Origin of the sequence: Nocardiopsis oceanisediminis (assembly GCF_048595525.1) — a bacterium.
In the GTDB taxonomy this organism is placed as follows: Bacteria; Actinomycetota; Actinomycetes; order Streptosporangiales; family Streptosporangiaceae; genus Nocardiopsis_A; species Nocardiopsis_A oceanisediminis.
On the sequence record NZ_JAFMZJ010000001.1, the window covers coordinates 464,249 to 485,034 of the forward strand.

Annotated in this window: 22 protein-coding genes and 1 pseudogene; 11 read left to right on the forward strand and 12 right to left on the reverse strand. The window is 76.6% G+C overall.

Annotation, left to right across the window (positions count from 1 at the left end):
- Nucleotides 1-6 precede the first annotated feature (6 nt).
- Together bagB and bagA are read right to left on the reverse strand one after the other, a co-directional pair.
- Nucleotides 7-1,152, reverse strand: coding sequence for an ArsA family ATPase (gene bagB / locus J0910_RS02550; RefSeq protein WP_420156890.1), 1,146 nt, complete (start codon nucleotides 1,150-1,152; stop codon nucleotides 7-9).
- Entirely contained in the window at nucleotides 1,149-2,174 is a 1,026-nt protein-coding gene (gene bagA, locus J0910_RS02555) for an ATPase BagA (RefSeq protein ID WP_420156891.1), read from the reverse strand. Before bagA ends, bagB begins: the two co-directional genes overlap by 4 nt.
- Before the next feature lie 52 nt (nucleotides 2,175-2,226).
- Here bagA and J0910_RS02560 point away from each other — a divergent pair, with 52 nt between their 5' ends.
- The 4 genes from J0910_RS02560 (at nucleotide 2,227) to J0910_RS02575 (ending at nucleotide 4,655) form a co-directional block, all read left to right on the forward strand.
- The gene (locus J0910_RS02560; protein WP_017595461.1) at nucleotides 2,227-2,397 is read left to right on the forward strand and encodes a Sp36 family protein; all 171 of its coding nucleotides are present in this window, start codon (nucleotides 2,227-2,229) and stop codon (nucleotides 2,395-2,397) included.
- 2 nt (nucleotides 2,398-2,399) lie between these two features.
- Complete coding sequence (locus J0910_RS02565; protein ID WP_420156892.1) at nucleotides 2,400-2,861, forward strand: RidA family protein; 462 nt, start codon at nucleotides 2,400-2,402, stop codon at nucleotides 2,859-2,861.
- 163 nt (nucleotides 2,862-3,024) lie between these two features.
- A complete protein-coding gene (locus J0910_RS02570; RefSeq protein ID WP_420156893.1) occupies nucleotides 3,025-3,837 on the forward strand; it encodes an NUDIX hydrolase in 813 nt (270 codons plus the stop codon).
- Complete coding sequence (locus J0910_RS02575) at nucleotides 3,834-4,655, forward strand: MBL fold metallo-hydrolase (RefSeq protein ID WP_420156894.1); 822 nt, start codon at nucleotides 3,834-3,836, stop codon at nucleotides 4,653-4,655. Before J0910_RS02570 ends, J0910_RS02575 begins: the two co-directional genes overlap by 4 nt.
- Nucleotides 4,656-4,719: 64 nt before the next feature.
- On the opposite strand, the gene J0910_RS02580 is transcribed toward J0910_RS02575, so the two are convergent.
- Complete coding sequence (locus J0910_RS02580; protein WP_420156895.1) at nucleotides 4,720-5,403, reverse strand: Crp/Fnr family transcriptional regulator; 684 nt, start codon at nucleotides 5,401-5,403, stop codon at nucleotides 4,720-4,722.
- A 246-nt stretch (nucleotides 5,404-5,649) separates the two neighbouring features.
- Between J0910_RS02580 and nth the strand changes: the two genes are divergently transcribed.
- The 3 genes from nth to J0910_RS02595 are packed head-to-tail and all read left to right on the forward strand — an operon-like array spanning nucleotide 5,650 to nucleotide 8,291.
- A complete protein-coding gene (gene nth, locus J0910_RS02585; RefSeq protein ID WP_420156896.1) occupies nucleotides 5,650-6,390 on the forward strand; it encodes an endonuclease III in 741 nt (246 codons plus the stop codon).
- A 26-nt stretch (nucleotides 6,391-6,416) separates the two neighbouring features.
- Nucleotides 6,417-7,091 (forward strand): NUDIX hydrolase, encoded by a 675-nt coding sequence (locus tag J0910_RS02590; protein ID WP_420156897.1) that lies wholly within the window; start codon nucleotides 6,417-6,419, stop codon nucleotides 7,089-7,091.
- A gap of 21 nt (nucleotides 7,092-7,112) precedes the next feature.
- Nucleotides 7,113-8,291: a MarP family serine protease gene (locus J0910_RS02595; protein WP_420161869.1), complete on the forward strand. Its 1,179-nt coding sequence runs from the start codon at nucleotides 7,113-7,115 to the stop codon at nucleotides 8,289-8,291.
- Nucleotides 8,292-8,563: 272 nt separating this feature from the next.
- On the opposite strand, the gene J0910_RS02600 is transcribed toward J0910_RS02595, so the two are convergent.
- From J0910_RS02600 to J0910_RS02620, 5 genes are all read right to left on the reverse strand, one after another.
- Nucleotides 8,564-8,881, reverse strand: coding sequence for a type II toxin-antitoxin system PemK/MazF family toxin (locus tag J0910_RS02600; RefSeq protein ID WP_420156898.1), 318 nt, complete (start codon nucleotides 8,879-8,881; stop codon nucleotides 8,564-8,566).
- Nucleotides 8,878-9,078, reverse strand: coding sequence for a hypothetical protein (locus J0910_RS02605; protein WP_420156899.1), 201 nt, complete (start codon nucleotides 9,076-9,078; stop codon nucleotides 8,878-8,880). Before J0910_RS02605 ends, J0910_RS02600 begins: the two co-directional genes overlap by 4 nt.
- Before the next feature lie 143 nt (nucleotides 9,079-9,221).
- Nucleotides 9,222-9,806, reverse strand: a complete 585-nt coding sequence (locus tag J0910_RS02610; protein ID WP_420156900.1) for a peptidylprolyl isomerase — start codon at nucleotides 9,804-9,806, stop codon at nucleotides 9,222-9,224.
- A gap of 73 nt (nucleotides 9,807-9,879) precedes the next feature.
- Complete coding sequence (locus J0910_RS02615; RefSeq protein WP_420156901.1) at nucleotides 9,880-10,434, reverse strand: ATP-binding protein; 555 nt, start codon at nucleotides 10,432-10,434, stop codon at nucleotides 9,880-9,882.
- Between the two features lie 23 nt (nucleotides 10,435-10,457).
- Nucleotides 10,458-10,805, reverse strand: a complete 348-nt coding sequence (locus tag J0910_RS02620; RefSeq protein WP_184393734.1) for an STAS domain-containing protein — start codon at nucleotides 10,803-10,805, stop codon at nucleotides 10,458-10,460.
- 270 nt (nucleotides 10,806-11,075) lie between these two features.
- Between J0910_RS02620 and J0910_RS02625 the strand changes: the two genes are divergently transcribed.
- The 4 genes and pseudogenes from J0910_RS02625 to J0910_RS02640 form a co-directional block, all read left to right on the forward strand.
- A complete protein-coding gene (locus J0910_RS02625; RefSeq protein WP_420156902.1) occupies nucleotides 11,076-13,403 on the forward strand; it encodes a DEAD/DEAH box helicase in 2,328 nt (775 codons plus the stop codon).
- 154 nt (nucleotides 13,404-13,557) lie between these two features.
- Nucleotides 13,558-13,755 carry a DUF4244 domain-containing protein gene (locus J0910_RS02630; RefSeq protein WP_420156903.1) on the forward strand — a complete coding sequence of 66 codons (198 nt, stop codon included), beginning with the start codon at nucleotides 13,558-13,560 and terminating at the stop codon, nucleotides 13,753-13,755.
- Nucleotides 13,733-14,242: a TadE family type IV pilus minor pilin gene (locus tag J0910_RS02635; protein WP_420156904.1), complete on the forward strand. Its 510-nt coding sequence runs from the start codon at nucleotides 13,733-13,735 to the stop codon at nucleotides 14,240-14,242. Before J0910_RS02630 ends, J0910_RS02635 begins: the two co-directional genes overlap by 23 nt.
- Nucleotides 14,243-14,295: 53 nt before the next feature.
- Nucleotides 14,296-14,514 (forward strand): annotated as a pseudogene (locus tag J0910_RS02640) (Rv3654c family TadE-like protein); the annotation flags it as partial.
- 1,335 nt (nucleotides 14,515-15,849) lie between these two features.
- Here the strand turns inward: J0910_RS02640 and J0910_RS02645 are convergent.
- The 4 genes from J0910_RS02645 to ssd form a co-directional block, all read right to left on the reverse strand.
- A complete protein-coding gene (locus J0910_RS02645; RefSeq protein ID WP_420156905.1) occupies nucleotides 15,850-16,602 on the reverse strand; it encodes a type II secretion system F family protein in 753 nt (250 codons plus the stop codon).
- Between the two features lie 97 nt (nucleotides 16,603-16,699).
- Nucleotides 16,700-17,440: a type II secretion system F family protein gene (locus J0910_RS02650; protein WP_420156906.1), complete on the reverse strand. Its 741-nt coding sequence runs from the start codon at nucleotides 17,438-17,440 to the stop codon at nucleotides 16,700-16,702.
- Complete coding sequence (locus J0910_RS02655) at nucleotides 17,437-18,615, reverse strand: TadA family conjugal transfer-associated ATPase (protein ID WP_420156907.1); 1,179 nt, start codon at nucleotides 18,613-18,615, stop codon at nucleotides 17,437-17,439. The genes J0910_RS02650 and J0910_RS02655 overlap by 4 nt, the downstream gene beginning before the upstream one ends.
- 466 nt (nucleotides 18,616-19,081) lie before the next feature.
- A complete protein-coding gene (ssd, locus tag J0910_RS02660) occupies nucleotides 19,082-20,167 on the reverse strand; it encodes a septum site-determining protein Ssd (RefSeq protein ID WP_420156908.1) in 1,086 nt (361 codons plus the stop codon).
- Between the last annotated feature and the right edge of the window lie 619 nt (nucleotides 20,168-20,786).

The window sequence follows — 20,786 nt, forward strand, 5'->3', positions numbered from 1 at the left end:
TGCTCCTCATCCTGGCACACCGTCCGGACCGGCCTCGCCCAGCGCCTCTCCCACCTCGCGCAGGGCGCCGATGTCGTACACGTCCTCCGCCCGCGCCGGGACCTCGGCGACCGGGATCCGCGGGTGCGCCGCGGTGAGTCGCCCGCGCAGCCCCGCCTCCCGGTCGCGCAGCCGGGCCGCGCGCGCGTGCAGCAGCAGCGCCGCCGCGGCCAGCGGGTGCTCGCCGCCGGCCTCCAGCTCCCGGGACGCGGCCAGCGCCTCCTCCGCCGGGGGGCCGTCCGCCTCGGGCCGGTGGGTCCGGTTCAGCACCACCCCCGCCAGCGGCATCCGGTCGGCCGCCAGCCGCTCCATGAAGTAGTCCGCTTCGCGCAGCGCGTCCGGCTCCGGGACGGCGACCACGAGGAACGCGGTCCCCGGGGCCTGCAGCAGCCGGTAGGTGCGCTCGGCGCGCTCCTGGAAGCCGCCGAACACCGCGTCGAAGGACGAGATGAACGACTGTACGTCCTTCAGCGCCTGGGCGCCCACGACCTTGGAGATGATTCCGGTCACCGCCCCGACGCCCGCACCGAGCAGCCGGAACGCCCCGGTCCGGGCGGGCGCGCCGAGGATCCGGATCAGCCGGCCGTCCAGGAACCGGCCGAGCCGCTTGGGCGCGTCCAGGAAGTCCAGCGCCGACCTGCTGGGCGGGGTGTCCACCACGATCAGGTCCCACTCGCCGCTCTCCCGGAGCTGCCCGAGCTTCTCCATCGCCATGTACTCCTGGGTGCCGGAGAAGCTGGAGGACATCGACCGGTAGAAGGGGTTGGCCAGGATCTCCCGGGCCCGCTCGGGGTCGGCGTGCGCCTCGACGATCTCGTCGAAGGTGCGCTTCATGTCCAGCATCATCGCGTGCAGCGAGCCGCCGGCCTCCGCGGCGCCCGGCAGCGGAACCGGGCGCGGGGTGTTGTCCAGCTCGGTCAGCCCCAGCGACTGGGCCAGCCGCCGCGCCGGGTCGACCGTGATGACCACCGCGCCCCGGCCCATCTCCGCGGCCCGAACCCCGAGCGCGGCCGCGGTGGTGGTCTTGCCGACCCCGCCCGAACCGCAGCACACGATGGTGCGCACCCCGGGGTCGGCCAGCAGGGCGTCCACGTCCAACCGCTCCGCGCTCACCCGGCGCCCCCCTGCCCGGCCAGCCGGTCGGCGAGCCGGTACAGCGCCGCGGTGTCGATCCCCTCGCCCAGGTAGGGCAGGTCCACCGCGGGCAGGCCGACCCCGTCCAGCCGGGCGCGGACGGCCGCCTCGGCCCGCACCCGGCGGGCGTGCGCGGCCACCTCCCGGGCCAGCCCGGCCGCGGTCTCGGAGGGCCGGTCCAGCCGGGCCGCCTTCACCCCCTGGACCAGCGACTCCACGTCGACCTCGCCGCGCTCCGCGGCGGCCAGCACCTCCGGGGGGAAGAGCGGCTCGCGGACCATGTTCACGATCAGCCGGCCCGGGTTCATCCCGGCCGCGCGGATCTCGGCCACCCCGTCCGCGGTCTCCTGGGCCGGCATCTCCTCCAGCAGGGTCACGAAGTGGACCGAGGTCCGCGCCGAGCGGATCGTCTCCATCACCTTGTCCGCCTGGGTGCGCACCGGACCGATCCGGGCCAGCCCGGCGACCTCGGCGTTGACGTTGAGGAACTGCGCGATGCGCCCGGTGGGCGGGGCGTCCATCACCACGGCCCGGTAGACGTGCGGCTCGTCGGCGGCCTGGCCGAGGGGGCGGCGGCCGCCCCGGCGGCGGCGCACCGCCTCCACCGCCTTGCCGGTGAGCAGCACGTCGCGCACGCCGGGCGCGATGGTGGTGGCGAAGTCGACCGCGCCGAACCGGGTGAGCGCCTGCCCGGCCCGGCGCATCCCGTAGAACAGCTCCAGGTACTCCAGCAGGGCCGCCTCCGCGTCGACGGCGAGCGCGAACACCTCGCCGCCGCCGCGGGCCTCGGCGACCTTGCGCTCCTCGTAGGGGAGCGGCGGCCGCCCGAACAGCTCGGCGATGCCCTGGCGGCCTTCGACCTCCACCAGGAGCACCCGCCCCCCGTCGGCGGCCAGGGCCAGGGCGAGCGCGGCGGCGGCGGTCGTCTTGCCCGTGCCGCCCTTGCCGGTCACCACGTGCAGCCGGACGCCGCCGCTCGGGTCGGGATCGCGTTGGCTCACCCCTCGGAGTCTATGTCGGGGCGCGGCGGCCGGGATGAGTAGGCTGGCGCCCATGACGAAGTGGGAGTACGCGACGGTGCCGCTGCTGTCGCACGCGACGAAGCAGATTCTCGACAACTGGGGCGAGGACGGGTGGGAGCTCGTCTCCGTCATCCCCGGCCCGTCCGTGGACGGAGACCCGCGCAACCAGCAGCTGGTCGCCTACATGAAGCGGGAGAAGTAGCGATGGCCACCCCCGAGGAGCGCCTCGCCGAGCTCGGCCTGGACCTGCCCGAGGTGGTCAAACCGCTGGCCGCCTACGCTCCGACGGTGCGCACCGGCGACCACGTCTACGTCTCCGGCCAGATCCCGATGGTGGACGGCGCCCCGGCCGGCACCGGCAAGGTCGGCGCCGAAGTGACCCCCGAGCGGGCCGCCGAGCTCGCCCGGATCTGCGCGCTGAACGGCCTCGCCGCGATCAAGGCCGAGGTCGGCGAGCTGTCCGCGGTGCGCCGCGTGGTCAAGCTGGTCGGTTTCGTCGCCAGCGATCCCCGGTTCAGCGGGCAGCCGCAGGTGATCAACGGCGCCAGCGAGCTGATCGGCGAGGTGTTCGGCGAGGCGGGCGTGCACGCCCGGAGCGCGGTCGGGGTCGCCGCGCTGCCGCTGGACGTCCCGGTCGAGGTGGAGATGGTCGTCGAGGTCGGCTGAGCCCTCCTCACAGGTCCCGGCGCCGCGGCCCCGCCAGAGCACTCTGGCGGGGCCGCGGCCTCATGGCCGCCGCTCCGGCGGCCGGGCCCGGCCGCACCCCGGGGGCCGTGCGCCCTCCTCCGGCGGGGTACCGTTCGGCCATCGCCCCCGGAGGAGGTCGAGGATGACGAAAGAGCCGGTGCGGCCGCGCGACGCCGCCACGGTGATGCTGCTCCGCGAGGCCCCCGGGCCCGGCGGCGGCATCGAGGTCTACATGCTGCGGCGCGCCCCGTCCATGCCCTTCGCCCCGGGCGCGTACGCGTTCCCGGGCGGCCGGGTGGACGGGCGCGACGCCGACCGGGACACCGGCTGGACCGGTCCGGGCCCCGAGGAGTGGGCGCGCATCCTCGGCACCGGGGTGCCCGCCGCCCGCGCCCTGGTCTGCGCGGCGGTCCGGGAGACCTTCGAGGAATCCGGCGTGCTGCTCGCCGGGCCGTCGGCGGACCGGGTCGTCGCCGACACCCGCGGCGACGACTGGGAGGCCGACCGGCTCGCCCTCATCGACCGCTCGCTCTCCTTCGCCGACCTGCTCTCCCGGCGCGGCCTGGTGCTCCGCACCGACCTGCTGCGCGCCTGGTCGCAGTGGATCACCCCGGCGGGCGAGCCGCGCCGCTTCGACACCCGGTTCTTCACCGCGCTGCTGCCGGAGGGGCAGCAGACCCGCGACGTCGGCGGGGAGGCCGACCGGGTGGCCTGGATCCGCCCCGCCGAGGCGGTCCGCCGGTGGCGCGCCGGTGAGCTGGCGATGCTCCCGCCCACCGTCGCCACCTGCATGGACCTCGCCGAATGCGGGTCGGTGGCGGAGGCGACCGCCGGCCACCGCAGCATCTTCCCGATCGAGCCGGTGCTCCGCGAGATCGACGGCGAGCAGCGCATCGTCGTCCCGGACGGCGCCGTCTACCCGCTGCCCGGCGGGCAGGAAGGAGGCACCCGATGAGGATCGACGGTTCCGGGACGCTCCGCGCCGGCTGCGTGCTCTGCCCCAACCCGGGCCCGATGACGCTGGACGGCACCAACACCTGGATCCTGCGCGAACCCGGCGCGCGCGACGTCGTCGTGGTCGACCCCGGGCCGCACGACGAGCGCCACCTGGAGCGGGTCGCCCGGACCGTGCAGGAGCAGGGCGCGCGGGTGGTGGCCACCCTCCTCACCCACCACCACTTCGACCACGGCGAGGGCGCCCGCTACTTCTCCGAGCTCACCGGGTCGCCGGTGCACGCGGTCGACCCGGAGCACCGGATCGGCGGAGAGGACCTGGAGGACGGCCGGACCATCGAGGCCGGGGGGCTGGAAGTGCGGGTGGTCGCCGCCCCCGGGCACACCGCCGACTCGGTCTGCCTGCTGCTCCCGGCCGACGGGGTGCTGCTCACCGGCGACACCGTGCTGGGCCGCGGCACCACGGTCATCATGGACGGCGACGGCGGCCTCGCCGCCTACATGGACACCCTCTACCGGCTGCGCGGGCTGGCGCGCACCGAGGAGCTGCGGGCCCTGCTCCCCGGGCACGGGCCGATCCTGACCGACCCGCTCGGCGTGCTGGAGGGCTACATCGCGCACCGGGAGGAGCGGCTGGCCCAGGTCGCCGAGGCGGTCCGCGGCGGCGCGGCCTCACCGGCCGAGGTCACCGCGGTGGTCTACGCGGGGGTGGACCCGGCGGTGCTCGGCGCCGCGGAGTCGTCGGTCCGGGCGCAGCTGCGCTACCTGACCGAGCGCGGCGACATCGGCCGCCTCCCGGCGGAGGCGGAGGAGGCATGAGAGCGCCGCCGGGGAGCCCGCCCCGGGCCGGGGCGGGCTCCCCGGCGGCGGTCCGGGGCGGCCCCTAGCGGGCCCGGCGGCGCATCCGCTCGATGTCGAGCAGGACCACGGCCTTGGCCTCGATGCGCAGCCAGCCGCGCAGCGCGAACTCGGCCAGCGCCTTGTTCACCGTCTCGCGGGAGGCGCCGACGAGCTGCGCCAGCTCCTCCTGGGTGAGGTCGTGGTGCACGTGCAGCCCGTCCTCGCCCTCCTTGCCGAACTTCTCGGCGAGCTCCAGGAGCTGCTTGGCGACGCGCCCCGGGACGTCGGTGAAGACCAGGTCGCTCATCACGTCGTTGGTCCGCCGCAGCCGGGCCGCGAGCGCCTTGAGCAGCTGCAGCGACACCTGGGGCTGGCTGGCGATGAACGGGCGGAGGTCGTCGTGGCCCAGCCCCGCCAGGACCGTGTCGGTCACCGCGATGGCGCTGGCGGTGCGCGGGCGGGGATCGAACAGCGACAGCTCGCCGAACATCTCGCCCGGGCCGAGGACGGCCAGCAGGTTCTCCCTGCCGTCCACGGCGGAGCGGGTCAGCTTCACCTTGCCGCTCAGCACGACGTAGAGGCGGTCCCCCTCGTCGCCTTCGGCGAAGAGCGTCTGCCCCCGACCGAGGCGCACCTCGCTCACCGACGCGCGCAGCGCGGCGGTCGCGTCCTCGTCCAGTGCCTCGAAGAGGGGCGCCTTCCGCAGCACCTCGTTGGTTTCGTCCACCGCTTCCTCCTTGCAACCTGACCGTCAACTACTGTGACCTATATCGCATCCGCGTGGGAAGCCAGGTCGTCGTTTCGGCTTGTCGTCCGTTCGGGCGACCGGCCCCGTCACAGCCGACGTCAGCCCTCACGATCTTAAACGGCTTCTCCCGCCCATGCCGTGCTGGCAGCGCCGTTCTCACGACATTGCGGACATAATCTGGATCACCGTCCGGGCGCCTCCCCTTCCAGGCCCTACCCTGGCGGCATGGCGACGAGTACGGCCGGGGCCGGGCGGATCCGCCCCAGGAAGCCCGAGACGCGAACGGGACTGGTGCGCAGGGCCCGGCGGATCAACCGCACCCTGGCCGAGCTGTACCCCGACGCGCGCTGCGAACTCGACTTCGAGAACCCTTTCCAGCTGCTGGTCGCCACGGTGCTCTCCGCGCAGACCACCGACACCCGGGTGAACCGGGTCTCACCGGCGCTGTTCGCGGCCTTCCCCGGACCGGACGACATGGCCGCCGCCGACCCGGAGCGGATCGAGGCGATCATCCGCCCGACCGGCTTCTACCGCGCCAAGGCCGCCTCCCTGCTCGGCCTGGCCGCCGCGCTGCGCGACCGGTTCGGCGGGGAGGTCCCCGGGACCCTGGAGGAGCTGGTCACCCTGCCCGGCGTCGGACGCAAGACCGCCAACGTGGTTCTCGGCAACGCCTTCGGGGTACCGGGGATCACGGTGGACACCCACTTCGGCCGGCTCACCCGCAGATGGGGCTGGACCGCCCGGACCGACCCGGTCAAGGCGGAGAAGGAGGTCGCCTCCCTGTTCCCGCCGAAGGACTGGACGATGCTCTCGCACCGGGTGATCTGGCACGGCCGCAGGGTCTGCCACGCGCGCAGGCCGGCCTGCGGCGCGTGCGCGCTGGCCCCGATGTGCCCGTCCTACGGAGAGGGGCCCACCGACCCGGAGACCGCCCGGTCGCTGCTGCGCGACGGGCCCCGGGCATGAGCGCCGGCACCGAGGAGAGGGAGCGGATGGACGGACGGACCCCGCCGGGATGGCTCACCGCGCTGGCCGAGGCCGGTGCCCGGATGGAGGTGCCGCCGATCATGCGCCCGCCCGCCGAGGGCGGCCGCCGCTCGGCCGTACTGGTGCTGTTCGGCTGCGGCGCGGCCGGCCCCGAGCTGCTGCTGATCCAGCGGAACGACGGGCTGCGCCGCCACTCCGGCCAGCCGGCCTTCCCCGGCGGCTCGTTCGAGGAGGGCGACCGGACCCCCGAGGAGTGCGCGGTCCGCGAGGCCGTGGAGGAGACCGGGGTCGACCCGGCCGGGATCGTGCCGCTGGGCCTCCTCCCCGAGCTCTACATCCGGCACAGCGGGTTCCGCGTCCGGCCGGTGCTGGCCTGGTGGCGGGAGCCCTCCGCGGTGCACGCCGCGGACGCCGGAGAGGTCGCCAACGCCGTCACCGTGCCGGTCGCCGAGCTCGCCGACCCGGCCAACCGGGTCGTGGTCGAGGTGTCCGGCCGCCGGACCGGCCCCGGGTTCCGCGCCGGCGGGATGCTGGTGTGGGGCTTCACCGCGGCGGTGCTGGACGCCCTGCTCACCCTGGGCGGATGGCAGCGGCCGTGGAACGAGGCCGGGCGGGCGGAGGTGGTGCGGCTGGTGCCGCCCGCGGAACCGGCCCGGACCGCCGCCGGCGGGCAGGGATAGCGTAACGGGATGGAAGGCATCGTGCTGGACGTGCTCCTCGTCGTCCTGGTGCTGCTGTTCGCGGGCTCCGGGTACCGGCAGGGGTTCATCGTCGGCATCATGAGCTTCGGCGGCTTCATCGGCGGCGGCGTGCTGGCGGCGCTCGGCGCGCCCCCGCTGATCCAGCAGCTGGTCGCCGACCCGGGGCGGCAGGCGCTGCTGGCCATCGCGGTGGTCTTCCTCTCCGCGGCGATGGGCCAGTTCCTCGCCTCCTACCTCGGCGCCCTGGTGCGCAACCGGGTCACCCGGGACTCCGCGCGGGTACTGGACGCGATGGGCGGCGCCCTGGTCAGCGCCGCGTCGGTGCTGCTGGTGGCCTGGCTGGTGGGCAGCGCGGTGGCCAACTCCTCGCTGCCGGTGGTCACCGGCCAGGTGCAGAACTCCCGGGTGCTGCACGCGGTCGACCGGGCCATGCCGGAGGCCGCGAGCACCTGGTTCTCCACCTTCCGCAAGATCGTCGACCAGAGCGCCTTCCCGCAGGTCTTCAGCGGCCTGGGCACCGGCGAGCCGGCCGAGGTCGCCCCGCCCGACCCCGCGGTGCTCACCACCGAGGAGCTCCGCGGCGCCAGCCAGAGCATCGTCAAGGTGCTCGGCACCGCGCCCAGCTGCCAGCGCCGGGTGGAGGGCACCGGCTTCGCCTACGAGCGGGACCGGATCATGACCAACGCGCACGTGGTCGCCGGCGTCACCGAGGACCTCCGGGTGGTCACCCGGGCGGGCAAGCAGCTCCCCGCCACGGTCGTGCTGTACGACCCGGAGATGGACATCGCCGTCCTGGACGTGCCGGGGCTGGGCCTGGACCCGCTGGAGTTCGAGCACGAGGCGGAGAAGGGCGACGACGCGGTGGTCGCCGGGTTCCCGAAGAACAACGGGTTCACCGCGGTGCCGGCCCGGATCCGGGCCGAGCAGACCGCCCAGGGCCCCGACTTCTACCACGAGAACCAGGTCAGCCGGGAGATCTACCAGGTCCGCGCGCTGGTCCGGCCGGGCAACTCCGGCGGCCCGCTGCTCTCCGCGGAGGGCACCGTCTACGGGGTGGTCTTCGCCGCCGCCACCAACGAGGACGAGACCGGCTACGTGCTCACCGCCGACGAGGTGGCCGGGAACGCCGCCGCCGGGGCCGAGGCGAGCGCCCCCGTCGACACCCAGAAGTGCGACTGACCCGCGGCTCCGGCCGGGGACCCGGCCGCGGAGCCGGCAGGGAGCGAACAGGAACGGAGCCCCGGTGGAACTGACCGTGCTCGGCAGCGCCTCGCCCTACGCCCGCCCGGGCGACCCCTGCTCGGGCTACCTGGTGCGGCACGGCGGCCCGGTCGCCTGCTGCTGATGCGCCCAGGCCCGGGCCCGAGCCCGCCGGAGAGGGCGCAGGGGGGCAAGGGGGCGCGCTTCCGTGTGGACCCGGGACGGAGCCTCACACTCGGCCGGGGCCTTCGCTACAGGCCGAGGTACAAGATGACCGCACGCTCGATCTGGCCCATCTCGTAGGGATCCAGGTAGTGGACGGGATCGCCGTGGATGTAATCGGTGTCGATGCTGCGGATCTGATCGATGAGAAACAAAGTCAGCCGACCGTCGACCTCCAACTCGGGGCGGAAAACGGCGGCCTGGGCACTCGTCGAGGTCGGAATGACCGTCGCGGTGCTCCACGGCATCGATGTCGGGCTGAGAACAAGGCCGTAGCGGCGTCCTCGCTGCTCGTGCCCGCGCTTGGCCTCTCCGAGATCAACTCGGTAGAGGGCCCCTCGGATCACCAGGCGTCCTCTTCGCTTGCAAGGTTCTCGTCGCTGAGCCGCTCGGCGTCCTTGCGCGCGCTCTCAAGCCAGCTTTCCCGCTCCAGGGCACGCAGCGCCCGGCGGATGACATCGCTGGTACGTTCCCCTTCTTGCAAGGCGAACCGGATGATTCGCTGATCTTCTTCCGTCGGGCGGAAACCGATCGTCTGAGCCATGACTCCGACTCTACGCGAGCGTTGCACACGCGTCTAGCAAATGTTGAACATGGCCGACTCGGTTCACTTCTCTGGAAGGCGGTGCCGTGCTTCGCGTAGGAGGGCGGGATCCAGAAAGGGGCATGTGATCGGAGATATTCGAATCAGCCTGTCTTGCGGTGGATCTCCACCGACTCCAGCACCACGTCCTCGACCGGGCGGTCCGCGCCTTCGGTCGGCACCCGGGAGATGGCGTCGGCCACCTCCAGGCTCTCCCCGTCGGCGACCTCGCCGAAGACGGTGTGCCTGCCGTTCAGGTGCGGGGTGGGCGCGGTGGTGACGAAGAACTGCGACCCGTTGGTGTCCGGCCCCGAGTTGGCCATGGCCAGCATGCCGGGCTCGGCGAAGGTGAGCGACTCGTCGATCTCGTCGTCGAAGGTGTAGCCGGGGCCGCCGGCCCCGGTGCCGTCCGGGTCCCCGCCCTGGATCATGAAGTCGGGGATGACCCGGTGGAAGACCGTGCCGTCGTAGAACCCGGGGTCGCCCTCGGCCAGCTCGGCGAAGTTGCCCACCGTCTCCGGGGCGCGGTCGGGGAAGAGGACGAGCTCGATGTCGCCCTCGCTGGTGTGCAGGGTGGCGCCCCGCACATCGGCGACGGACCCGCCGCCCGCTTCGGCGGAGGGGCCGCAGCCGGCGGCGAGCAGCGCCGCGGCGCAGCCCAGAGCGGCGGCCGTGAGGTGTCTGTGCATCACGGAGCAGAGTACCCGGGCGGAGCGCCACCGGCGCCCGGCGGTGCGGCCGAGCCGGCCGCCGGGCGGGGCGTCAGCCGACGAGCTGGGGGCCCTGGCCGTCCGGGGGGGTCAGGGGCCAGCTCATCCGGACCACGGTGCCGTCCTCGGCGGGCTCGATGCTCACCTCGTCGGCGAGCCCGATGATCACCGCCAGGCCGACGTCGGGGGAGAGGCCGGAGACGCCGCCGGGCGGCGTGTGCTCGCCCGGGTAGACGCCGTTGGCGGTGCCGCCGAGGGAGGCGGGGGAGCTCCGGTCGGCGTCGGGCTCCTTGGCCGGGGCCCGGTCGGAGACGACGACCTCGAACCGCTTGGCGGCGCGGCCGTTGGCGGGGGCGGGGATCGTCGGCCCGCCGCGCCCGGGCGGCCTGGCGTCCGATCCGTCGATGAGCTCGATCTCGATCGGCCGGCCGGGGCAGTGGGCTCTATGCGCCTCCACGGCGCGCGAGCATGCCTCACCGACGGCGAGCCTGATCTCGTCGAGGGCGGATTCGGCGATGCCCGCCCGGCGCGCGACGGCGGTCGCCATCAGGCGGGCCGTGCGCACGTGGGCGGGCAGCGCGCTGATCGTGAGCTGGACGAGGGCCATCTTCTCGCTCGCTAAGCGGCCGGCTACTTGGCGGCGCGCTTGTCGATGGCCTCCTGCACCGACTCATAGATGCCGAAGACCTTGGTCAGCCCGGTGATGCGGAAGATCTTGAGGATCCGCTCCTGGGTGCAGACCAGGTCCAGGGTGCCGTCGTGGGCGCGCACCCGCTTCAGGCCGCCCACGAGCACGCCGAGGCCGGTCGAGTCGAGGAACTCCACCTTCTCCATGTTCACCACGAGGTGGAAGTTGCCCTTGTTGACCAGGTCGATCAGGAGCTCACGCAGCCGAGGCGCGGTATAGACGTCGATCTCACCCTCGACGACGACGATCTCGGTGTCGTCCTTGGTGTAGTGATCCAGCTTCAAGTCCACTAGTCCTCCAGCGCCGAACCGCGAAAAACCGCGAGTGATCTGTGCCGGGCGTTACCCCACAGAGCGGCATTCAACCACGCTTTCACGTCCCGGCTTCCCGCTTCCCATGAGAAAACCGTGACACCGCGCGTCCCTTCCCCCGGATGCCACACTGAAACCGGTGGTCACCTGCCACTGCGCCGTTTCCGGTGCGCCGAAGGAGGGCTCCAGGTGGATCTGTGGGAATCGACACTCGGGCGATCGTGGCGTGACCATACCCCGAACCCGCAGGTGACACATGTGGAGCGGCTGGCGCGTAGCGAACCGGTAAGTGAAGAGTGGCCGGCATGGACACCGTCCTCGGTGCGGCGGAAGATGGCCGGCGCGGGCGTCGAGGCCCCCTGGTCGCACCAGGTGGCGGCCGCGAATCTGGCACGCTCCGGCGACAACGTGATCATAGCGACCGGTACCGCCTCGGGGAAGTCGCTGGCCTTCCTGCTCCCGGCGGCCGAGGCGGTGATCGGCGGCGGGACCGTGCTCTACCTCTCACCCACCAAGGCGCTCGCCGCCGACCAGCTGCGCGCGGTGCGCGAGGCGGGCCCGCCGGAGCTGATCGGCGCGGTCTACGACGGGGACACCCCGCGCGAGGAGCGGGCCTGGGTCCGCGCGCACGCCAACTACGTGCTCACCAACCCGGACATGCTGCACCGGGCGGTACTGGAGCGGCACCCCTCCTGGGCGGGCTTCCTGCGCCGGCTCCGCTACGTCGTGGTCGACGAGGCCCACCACTACCGGGGCGTGTTCGGCTCGCACGTCGCCCAGATCCTGCGCCGGCTGCGCCGGGTCTGCGCCCGGTACCGGGCCGCGCCCGTGTTCATCCTGGCCTCGGCCACCACCGGGGCCCCCGAGGAGAGCGCCTCCCGGCTGACCGGCCTGCCGGTGCGCGCGGTGACCGAGGACGGCTCGCCCCGCCCGGCCGTCGACTTCGCCCTGGTCGAGCCGGAGCTCACCGAGCAGACGGGGGAGCGCGGCGCCCCGGTGCGGCGCACCGCCACCGCGGAGGCCGCCGGGATCCTGGCCGAACTGGTCTCCCGGCGGGTCCGCACGCTGGCCTTCGTCCGCTCCCGGCAGGGCGCGGAGGTGGTCGCGCTGACCGCGCGGCGGGCGCTGGCCGACGCCGGCCGCCCGGACCTCGCCGAGAAGGTCGCCGCCTACCGGGCCGGCTACCTCGCCGCGGACCGCCGGGAGCTGGAGGACGGGCTGCGCGGCGGCGGGCTGCTCGGGCTGGCCACCACCAACGCCCTGGAGCTCGGCGTGGACATCACCGGGGTGGACGCGGTGCTGGTGGCGGGCTGGCCGGGTACCCGGGCCTCGCTGTGGCAGCAGGCCGGGCGGGCCGGCCGGCGCGGCACCGACGCGCTGGCGGTGTTCGTCGCCCGGGACGACCCGCTCGACACCTACCTGGTGCACCACCCGGAGGCGATCTTCGGCCGCTCGGTGGAGGCCGCCGTCATCGACCCGGACAACCCCTACGTGCTCGGCCCGCACCTGTGCGCGGCCGCCGCGGAGCTGCCGCTCACCCCGGAGGACCTGGAGCTGTTCGGCCCGGCGGCCGGGGAGGTCGCGGCCGGCCTGGTCCGCCGGGGCCTGCTCCGGCGCCGCCCCCGCGGCTGGTTCTGGACCCGGCGCGAGCGGGCGAGCGACCTGGCCGACATCCGGGGCGCCGGCGGCCCGCCGGTGCAGATCGCGGACGCGGAGACCGGGCAGCTGCTCGGCACCGTCGACGAGGCGGCGGCCTGCGGCACGGTGCACGAGGGCGCGGTCTACCTGCACCAGGGGGAGAGCCACGTGGTGCAGGAGCTGGACCTGGAGGAGCGGGTGGCGCTGGTCCGCGCCGCGGAGCCCGGCTACTCGACCTGGGCCCGGGAGGTCACCGAGATCGAGGTGCTGCGCTCCCGGGAGCGGCGCCCCTGGGGGCCGCACGAGGTGCACTTCGGCGACGTCCGGGTGGGCCGCCGGGTGGTCGGCTACCTCAAGCGCGACGTGCGCACCGGCACGGTCCTCGGCGAGCACCCGCTGGACCTGCCGGAGCGCTCGCTGGACTCGCGCGCGGTGTGGTGGACGCTGGCCCCGGAGACCGCCGAGCGGCTGCGCGCCGAGGGGGTGGAGCTGCGCGGCGCGGCGCACGCGGCCGAGCACGCCGCGATCGGCCTGCTGCCGCTCTTCGCGACCTGCGACCGGTGGGACATCGGCGGGGTTTCCACAGCGATGCACGCCGACACCGGGAGGCTGACGGTCTTCGTCTACGACGGCCACGAGGGCGGCGCGGGCTTCGCGGAGCGGGGGTACGCGGCCGCCCGGGAGTGGCTGGCGGCGACCCGGGCGGCCATCGCGGACTGCGAGTGCGCGGCCGGCTGCCCCTCCTGCATCCAGTCTCCGAAGTGCGGAAACGGAAACGATCCGCTGAGCAAGCCGGGGGCGCTGCGGCTCTTGGACGCACTGCTCGACGCGGCGGTGAACGACGCGGGAACGGGCCGTGATCGGGCCGTGATCGGCGGACCGGAAACCCCGGTAGAGGGAAGCTCGGAAAGCCGCCCGCCGAAGTTTTCCACAACGTAATTCACAGCCTGTGGGTAATCCGGCGGACGATTCCCCGGGTTGTCCACAGGTCGTGGATTTCCCATTCCGGTTCACCCCCTCCGCGGCCACCGTGGACCCGTGCCGCGCGCTCCGAGCACGTCGCGCGGCCCGGAACGGCCCCCAGGAGGTCCCAGTGAACCACCCCCGCCCCCTTCGCCCCGCGCGCACCGCGGCGCGTTTCCCCGACCGGGGAATGTCCACCGCCGAGTACGCGGTGGGCACCGTTTCCGCGGTGGCCTTCGCCGCGGTTCTCTACGCGATTCTGACCAGCGCCGAAGTGCGCGACGCGCTCACCCGGATCGTCATCGATGCGCTCCAGGCCGCCGGCTGAACCGCGCCGCGAACACGGGCAGGCCACCGCGGAGACCGCCGCCGCACTGCCCGCGCTCGCCGCCGTCCTCGCCCTGTGCCTGGCCGCGATCCAAGCGGTCGCGGCCGATCTGGCCTGCGTCGACGCGGCCCGCGCCGGTGCCAGGGCCCTGGCCCGCGGCGACGACCGGGCCGCCGTGCTCGCCGCGGTCGCCGAGGCCGCTCCGCCCGGAGCGGACGCCTCCGTCGTCCGCTCCGGCGGCTACGCCCGGGTCGAGGTCACCGCCAGGGTGCGGCTCGGCCCGGGGCTGCCGGCCCCGGTCGAGGTCGGCGGCCGGGCCGCCACCCCGCTGGAGGGCGTCGGCGCGGCCCGCCCGCCGGAGGGCGCCCCCGCGCCCGCGGAAGGCGCCCCGCCCGCCTCACCGGCACCGGAGGTACCGGACACGTCGGAGGAGCCCGGACCGGCGGAGGCGGCGGAGGAGCCCGGAACCGCGGAGGCATCGCCATGACCCGGCCCCGCCGCGACACCGGATCCGGGACGGTGTGGGTGCTCACCCTGTGCATGCTGCTCTGGTTCGCCGCGGCCGTCGCGGTGACCGTCGGCGGTGTCCGCACCGACCGGCACCGCGCCGCCGCCGCGGCCGACCTCTCCGCCCTGGCCGCGGCGGCCCGCGCCGTCGAGGGCCCCGAAGCGGCCTGCGCCGCCGCGGCCCGGACCGCCGCGGAGAACGGCGCGGACCTCACCGACTGCCGCGTCTCCGGCCCCACCGCCGCCGTCGAGGTGGCCCTGCCCGCCCGCACCTGGCCCGCCCCCATCACCGCCCGCGCCCGCGCCGGCCCCGCCACCCCCCTCCCGACCGGCGGCCCGGCCCCGGCCCCCGGCACCACGGCGCCGAGCACCGCCGCCCCGACGGCACACCGCCTCCCCCCCCGGACCCCCGAACGGAGCCCGCGAGAGCACGCCCCGGCGCCGCTCCGTCCCGTCCCGGCCCCTTCCACGCCGAAGCCGATGCCCGGGTCGGCCCGCCTCCTCCCCCCGACCGGTCGCCGAAGACCGCCGCCGCTGCCCCGAGCCGGGGCCGGGCGCCGCCCCGGGGCCGAGCGGCAGGAGGCGGGCCTGCCCCGTGGGAACGGCGCTCCCTCTCGGCCCCGGGCCCGAGTCGGCCGCTGGGCCGGGGCGGTCCGGCCGCTCTCCCGGGCGATCGGCCGGGGCGACGGCGGAGACGGATTCCGGTGCGGCGCTGCCGGAGCCGGACGGGGCCGCTCCCCGGCGCCATGCGGCGACCCCCCTGCAGCGGAGGGCGGGGCGGGCAGACCGTTCTCCGCGGTCGGCCCCCGGCCTCGGCGCTCGTGTCGTCCGGCCATCCGTGTCCCGCCACCACCGACTGCGCCCCGGGCCGGGCACCGCCCCCGGGCCGGGCCCGCTCACGAGGCGGTGCCGCCGGTGCTCTGCGGCGGGGCGGAGTCCCCGTCGGCCCGCCGCAGGTGCGTCGGCACGGCCCTTCGGCCATCCGAGGAAGACGAAGCGGAAGAGGAGGACGGCGGCATGCCGCCCAGGACACGCCGATCCCTGACCTCGCGGGCGGTGCCGCTGCTGTGCGCACTGTGCGGTGCCCTCGCCCCCGAACCGACGCCCACCGCGCCCCCGGACGGGCCCGAGTGCTCCTCCCCGGCGGCCCCCACCGAGACCCCCGCCGAGGAGAGCCCGCCGGAGCCGCCGCCCGCCCGGCCGGCGCCGCCTCCGCCCCGGAAACCCGCCCTCCCCGAGGAACCGGCCGCCCGGCCCCGGACCCCCGATCCGCGCTCCTCCGCCGAGGAGGGCGGCGCCCCCTCCCCGGCCCCGCCGTCGCCCTCCCCATCCCCCTCCCCGTCGCCCTCCCGGTCCGCGGCCCCCTCTCCGTCCCCGGCGTCCTCGGCGCCCCGGGCGGAACCGCCGGCCCGGTCCGGGCCCGCTCCGCGCATCGAATACGGGCACCTGGCCCCCAAGGCGGCCCTCGCCGACCCGCTGGCCACCGCCGCCGCATGGGCCGCCCCGCTGCTCGCCGCGGCCGTCCTCGCCCTCCGGCTGACCGTCGGCTGGCCCCGCTTCCCGCCCCGCTACCGGGGGCGGCGCAGGTCACGGCGGGGCGAGGCCGCCGAGCAGGCCGGCGACGAGGGGGACCACCCCGATGAGCACGAAAGCGGGCAGGAAGCAGAGCCCCAGCGGGGCGACGACCAGCACCGCGGTGCGCCGGGCCCGCTCCAGGGCCCTGCCGTGCGCCTCGGACCGGGCCTCGGCGGCCTGCCGCTCCAGCAGGTCGGCCAGCGGGGAGCCGGTCTCCGCGGCGCGGGCCAGCGCCCGCCCCACCGCGGCCGGCGCCGGTGCTCCCCCCGCCGCCCAGGCCTCCGCGGGGTCGGCGCCCAGCCGCTGCCGCTCGGCGATCTCGCCCAGTACCCGCCCCAGCGGCCCGTCCAGCGCGGCGGAGAGCACGGACAGCACCTCCACCGGCGCGCCCCCGGCCCGCACCCCCGCCGCCAGCAGATCCAGCGCGAGCGGGAGTTCCGCCGTGATCCGGGCGGCGCGCTCGCGCTCCCCGGCCCCCGCGGTGCGCCGCAGCCCCCACCACAGGGCCGCCCCCGCCGGCGCCCCCAGCAGGACCGCCGGCCCGACCCCGGCGACCGCCCACAGCGCGGCGGCGGGTGCGCACAGCACCGCCCCCGCCGCGGCCCGACGGGCGGTCCGGCCGTGCCGCGCCCCCGGCCGCGACCGCACCGCCGTCCGGCCGGGCACCGCCGCGGCCAGCCGCAGCCGCCCCACCGACGTCCCGGGAAAGAGCAGCAGGCGCACGGCGGCCCCGCCGAGCACCGCGACCGCGATCAGCAGCAGCACGGCGCCTCCCGCACACCACCGGTACCGCCTCCCGGGCCCTGGGGGCGTCCCGCCCCCGGAGCGCCGACCGGCCGCCTCCGCCGGCCCGGTGGCGCGCTCACCGGAGGCCGCCCTCGTCCAGGGAGCGGCGCACCATGCGGTGCACCCAGTAGAGGCCGGCGGCGTCCAGGGCCGCCCCGGCGGCCAGGCAGCCCAGGCCGGCGGGGGTGGTGAACAGGAACGCCACCGGGCCGCCGCCCATCGCGCCGGCCATCCCCAGCCCGGCCGCCGGCAGCACCGCCAGCAGCAGCGCGGTGGTGCGCGGGCCCGCCAGCTGGGCGGAGAGCTCCCGGCGGCGGCCCTCCTCCAGGTCGAGGGCGGCGGCCAGGCGCTCGGCGACGCCGGCGAGGCCGGCGCCGGACCGGGCCGCCACCGCCCAGCAGACGGCCAGCCGCGCCATACCGGCGCACCCGGGCGCGGCGGCGGCCCGGCGCAGCGCGCCTCCGGGGTCGGCGCCGCTCCGCCCCGCCGCGGCGACCGCGCCCATCCCCGCCGCGCCGACCGCCTCGGCCTCCGCGGCGGCCGACGCCAACGCCGGCCCCGGAGGCCGCCCGGAGCGCAGTTCCGCGGCGAACACCCGGCACAGCGCCACCGTCGCCCGCCGCCCGCGGGCCCGGGACCGGCCGGCCGCCGCGGCCGTCCGGGCGCGGACCCGGGCGGCGGCGGAGGCCAGGACGCCGGTCCGGCGCGGGGCCGGCCGCCGCACCGCGGCCCGCAGCCGGAGCAGCCCGCGAGGCGGGAGGAGCGCCAGCGCGACCAGGCCGAGCAGCCCCGCCCCCAGCGGCCACCACCCGCTCACCGGCCCTCCCTCCACCCGGTGCCCACCCGGGCCGCCAGGTCGGGGAGGCCCTCGCCCTCGGTCCACCCGCCGCCGGCGTCGAAGCGGACCGCGGGCACCGCCAGGGCCAGGCCGTCGGAGGCCCGGCGCAGCACGCAGACCTCGGACGGCGCCCGCCGCCCGTCCGGACCGCGCACCATGTGCACCGCCACCGCCCGGGTCGCGCACAGCTGGCCGTGCGCGGCCTCCCGGCCCAGCCCGGCCGCGCAGGCCAGCGCCTCGATCCGGGCGGGCAGCTCCGCGGCGGCGTTGGCGTGCACCGTGCCCGCGCCGCCCTCGTGGCCGGTGTTCATCGCGGCCAGCAGGCTCACCACCTCCGGGCCGCGCACCTCGCCGACGACCAGCCGGTCCGGCCGCATCCGCAGGGCCTGGCGGACCAGCTGGTCCAGGGTGACCTCGCCGGTGCCCTCGATGTTGGGCGGGCGGGCCTGCAGCCGGACGACGTGCGGATGGTCCGGGCGGAGCTCGGAGGAGTCCTCCACCAGCACCAGGCGCTCGCCCGGGTCGGCCAGTGAGAGCAGGGCGGACAGCAGCGTCGTCTTCCCGCTCCCGGTGCCGCCGGTGAGCAGCAGGGCGGCCCGGGACCGGACCAGCGCCGCCAGCAGCCGGGACGCGGCCGGAGGCAGCGCCCCGCGCGCGCTCAGCTCCGCCAGGCCGAGGCCGCGCCGCGGCGGAACGCGCAGCGACAGGCACGCCCCCTCCGGGGCGATCGGCGGGAGCACCGCGTGAAACCGGGCGCCGGACGGCAGCCGGGCGTCGCACCAGGGGGCGGAGGCGTCCAGCCTCCGCCCGGCCTGCGCGGCCAGCCGCCGGGCCAGCCCGCGCACCGCCTCCTCGCCGGAGAAGCGGACCCCGGCCGGGCGCAGCCCGCCGGCGCCGTCGACCCACACCTCCTCCGGGCCGTTCACCAGGATGTCGGTGACCTCCGGGTCGTCCAGCAGGGGCTCCAGCGGCCCGGCGCCGGACAGCTCGGCGCGGAGCGCCCGGACCACCTCCAGCACCTCGGCGTCGCCGAGCACCCCGCCCTCGGCGCGCAGCGCCGCGGCCACCCGGGCCGGACTGGGCTCGACCCCGTCGCGGGCCAGCCGGGTGCGGACCGCCTCCACCAGGTCGGGGCCGGGGCGCGGGGCACTCACCGGGCCCCGCTCTCCGGGGGACGGACCGGCCGGCCGCGCCGGTGCCGCCGCACCCGCGGAACGGCCACCGCACCGGTGGCTCCGCCCGCGCCGGGGCCCGCGGGCGCCCCCTCCGCCGGTCGGCGCCCCGACCGCCGCGGTCCGCTCCGGCCGGCGGCGCCCACCGCGGCCGCCGCCTCGGCGTGCGCGGGCGGTATCCCGGGACGGCGGCCCCGGAACGCCGATCCACGAGCACGGCGCCCGAACGGGGGCGAACCGGGCCGCGGAGGTCGGCTCCGCGGGCAGGGACCGGGGCGCCGCCCGCGGCTTCGGCCGGCCGGGGGATTCCCGGGGGCCAGGGGCCCTGGGCGCCGTTCCTCCAGGCGGAGGCAGCCGTCCCGGGGAGATGCGTCGGCGTTCCGCCCGCGCACCTGCGCGGCCGCAGGGACTCCGGCCGCCGTGCACCGCCGGGTTCCGCGTCCCGGCGTCAGCATCGGGCCCCCTCCCCGGACCGGGCCGCCGCCAGCAGCCGGTCGGCGGCGCGGGCCAGCACCGACGGCGGCCGCGCCCCGGGCAGGTCGCCCCGGTCCAGCGCGCGGACCAGCCGGGGGTCGTCGGGAACGTCGCCGAGGAGCGGCAGCCCCAGCGCGGAGGCGACCGCCGCGCCGGGCAGCGAGGCGTCCGCACCCCGGGTGACCAGGAAAGGGGACGCGGCCAGCGCGCGCAGCGCGGGCACCGCCCGGTAGGCGGCCATGACGGCCAGGAAATCGGCGGGCACCACCAGCAGGGCGGCGGTGCAGCGGCGCAGCGCCTCCTCCGCGCACGGGCCCAGCGAGCGGGGCAGGTCCAGGACGACCAGGTCGCAGCCGAGCGCCGCGGCCCCCAGCACCGCGCGCAGCGCGGCCGGCGGGACCTCCGCGGCCGGCCCGCGCGGCCAGGTGACCAGCGGGCACCCGCGCACCGACGGCAGCACGCCGCGCAGCGCGTCCCAGCTCATCCGGCCCTCGCGCGGGACGAGCGCGTCCCACCGGGTGCCGCCCAGGGAGTCCCCGCCGCAGAGCAGGTCCAACCCGCCGCCGAGCGGATCGGCGTCCAGCAGCGCGGTGCGCAGTCCGGCGCGCACCCCGGCCAGGGCGAGCGCGACCGAGAGCACGCTGGCCCCGGCGCCGCCGCGGCCGCCCAGCACGGCGAGGACCGTGCACGGCCCGGCGCGGTGCTGCGCGGAATCGGCCAGCAGGCCGGCCAGCCGCTCCTCGTCCTCGGGCAGCCGGAGCAGCGCCCGGGCGCCGATGCGCAGCGCGTCGGCCTCGGCGGGCGGGCCGGCGCCGTCCGGCTCCCCGCGCAGCGCGACGACCGCGTTGGGGTGCCGGTCCGGTTCCAGTCCGGCGAGGCCGGCCAGCAGGTCGCCGCCGACCACGGCCAGCGGGGCGCGGCCCCAGTCCCGCCCGGCCAGGGCGGCCGAGTCGGCGACGGAGACCTCCACGGACGCGGCGGCGGCCAGCCGGAGCAGGTCGTCCAGGAGGTCGGGGTCGGCGGTGGCGATCAGGGGGCGGGCGGGAGAGGCGTCGTTCATGGCCCGACCATCGCCCAACGGGCCGGGAGCCGGGAAGAACCGATCGGGGCCCTGTGGACGGACGGGGCTGTGGACAAGGACGGCCCCCGCCGGGGGGAGGGCGGGGGCCGTCCGCGGTCCGGCTCCGGGGGGGTAGAGCCGGCTCCGTTCCAGGAGAGGTCTGGGTCCGTCGGCGCACAGGGCGGCCGGTCACGGGCGGGAGAGGCGGGGGGACGTCCGCGAGCGGCGCGGGCGCTCGGTCGAGGTAACAAATCCGATACGCAACGTTACCACGCGGGCGGTGGGCGGAGGAGGGGAACGGAGACTCCGCCCCCCCTTTCCAAAGTGCCTGATCAGGCGTACAAAAGAAGACAGGAGGTGGGTGAGGACCCACTGGGCACGGCAACCGGGTACCCACGCGTCACTCAGGCCGCGGAAGGCCCGTCCAGACCAGGTCGCTCCTGGTCGGACCAGATATGGAGCACGCTTGATAGCCCGGGGCGACGTGCTCGCGGCGGCGCTCCGTCCGCACCCGTGGCGGATGCGGGGAGCGCCGTTCGCCGTGTTCGGGATGTGACCCAACCGAGACCTGCGCCGAGGTGCGGCCGGACTCCTTCCCCCGCTCCCTCCCCGGACCCGC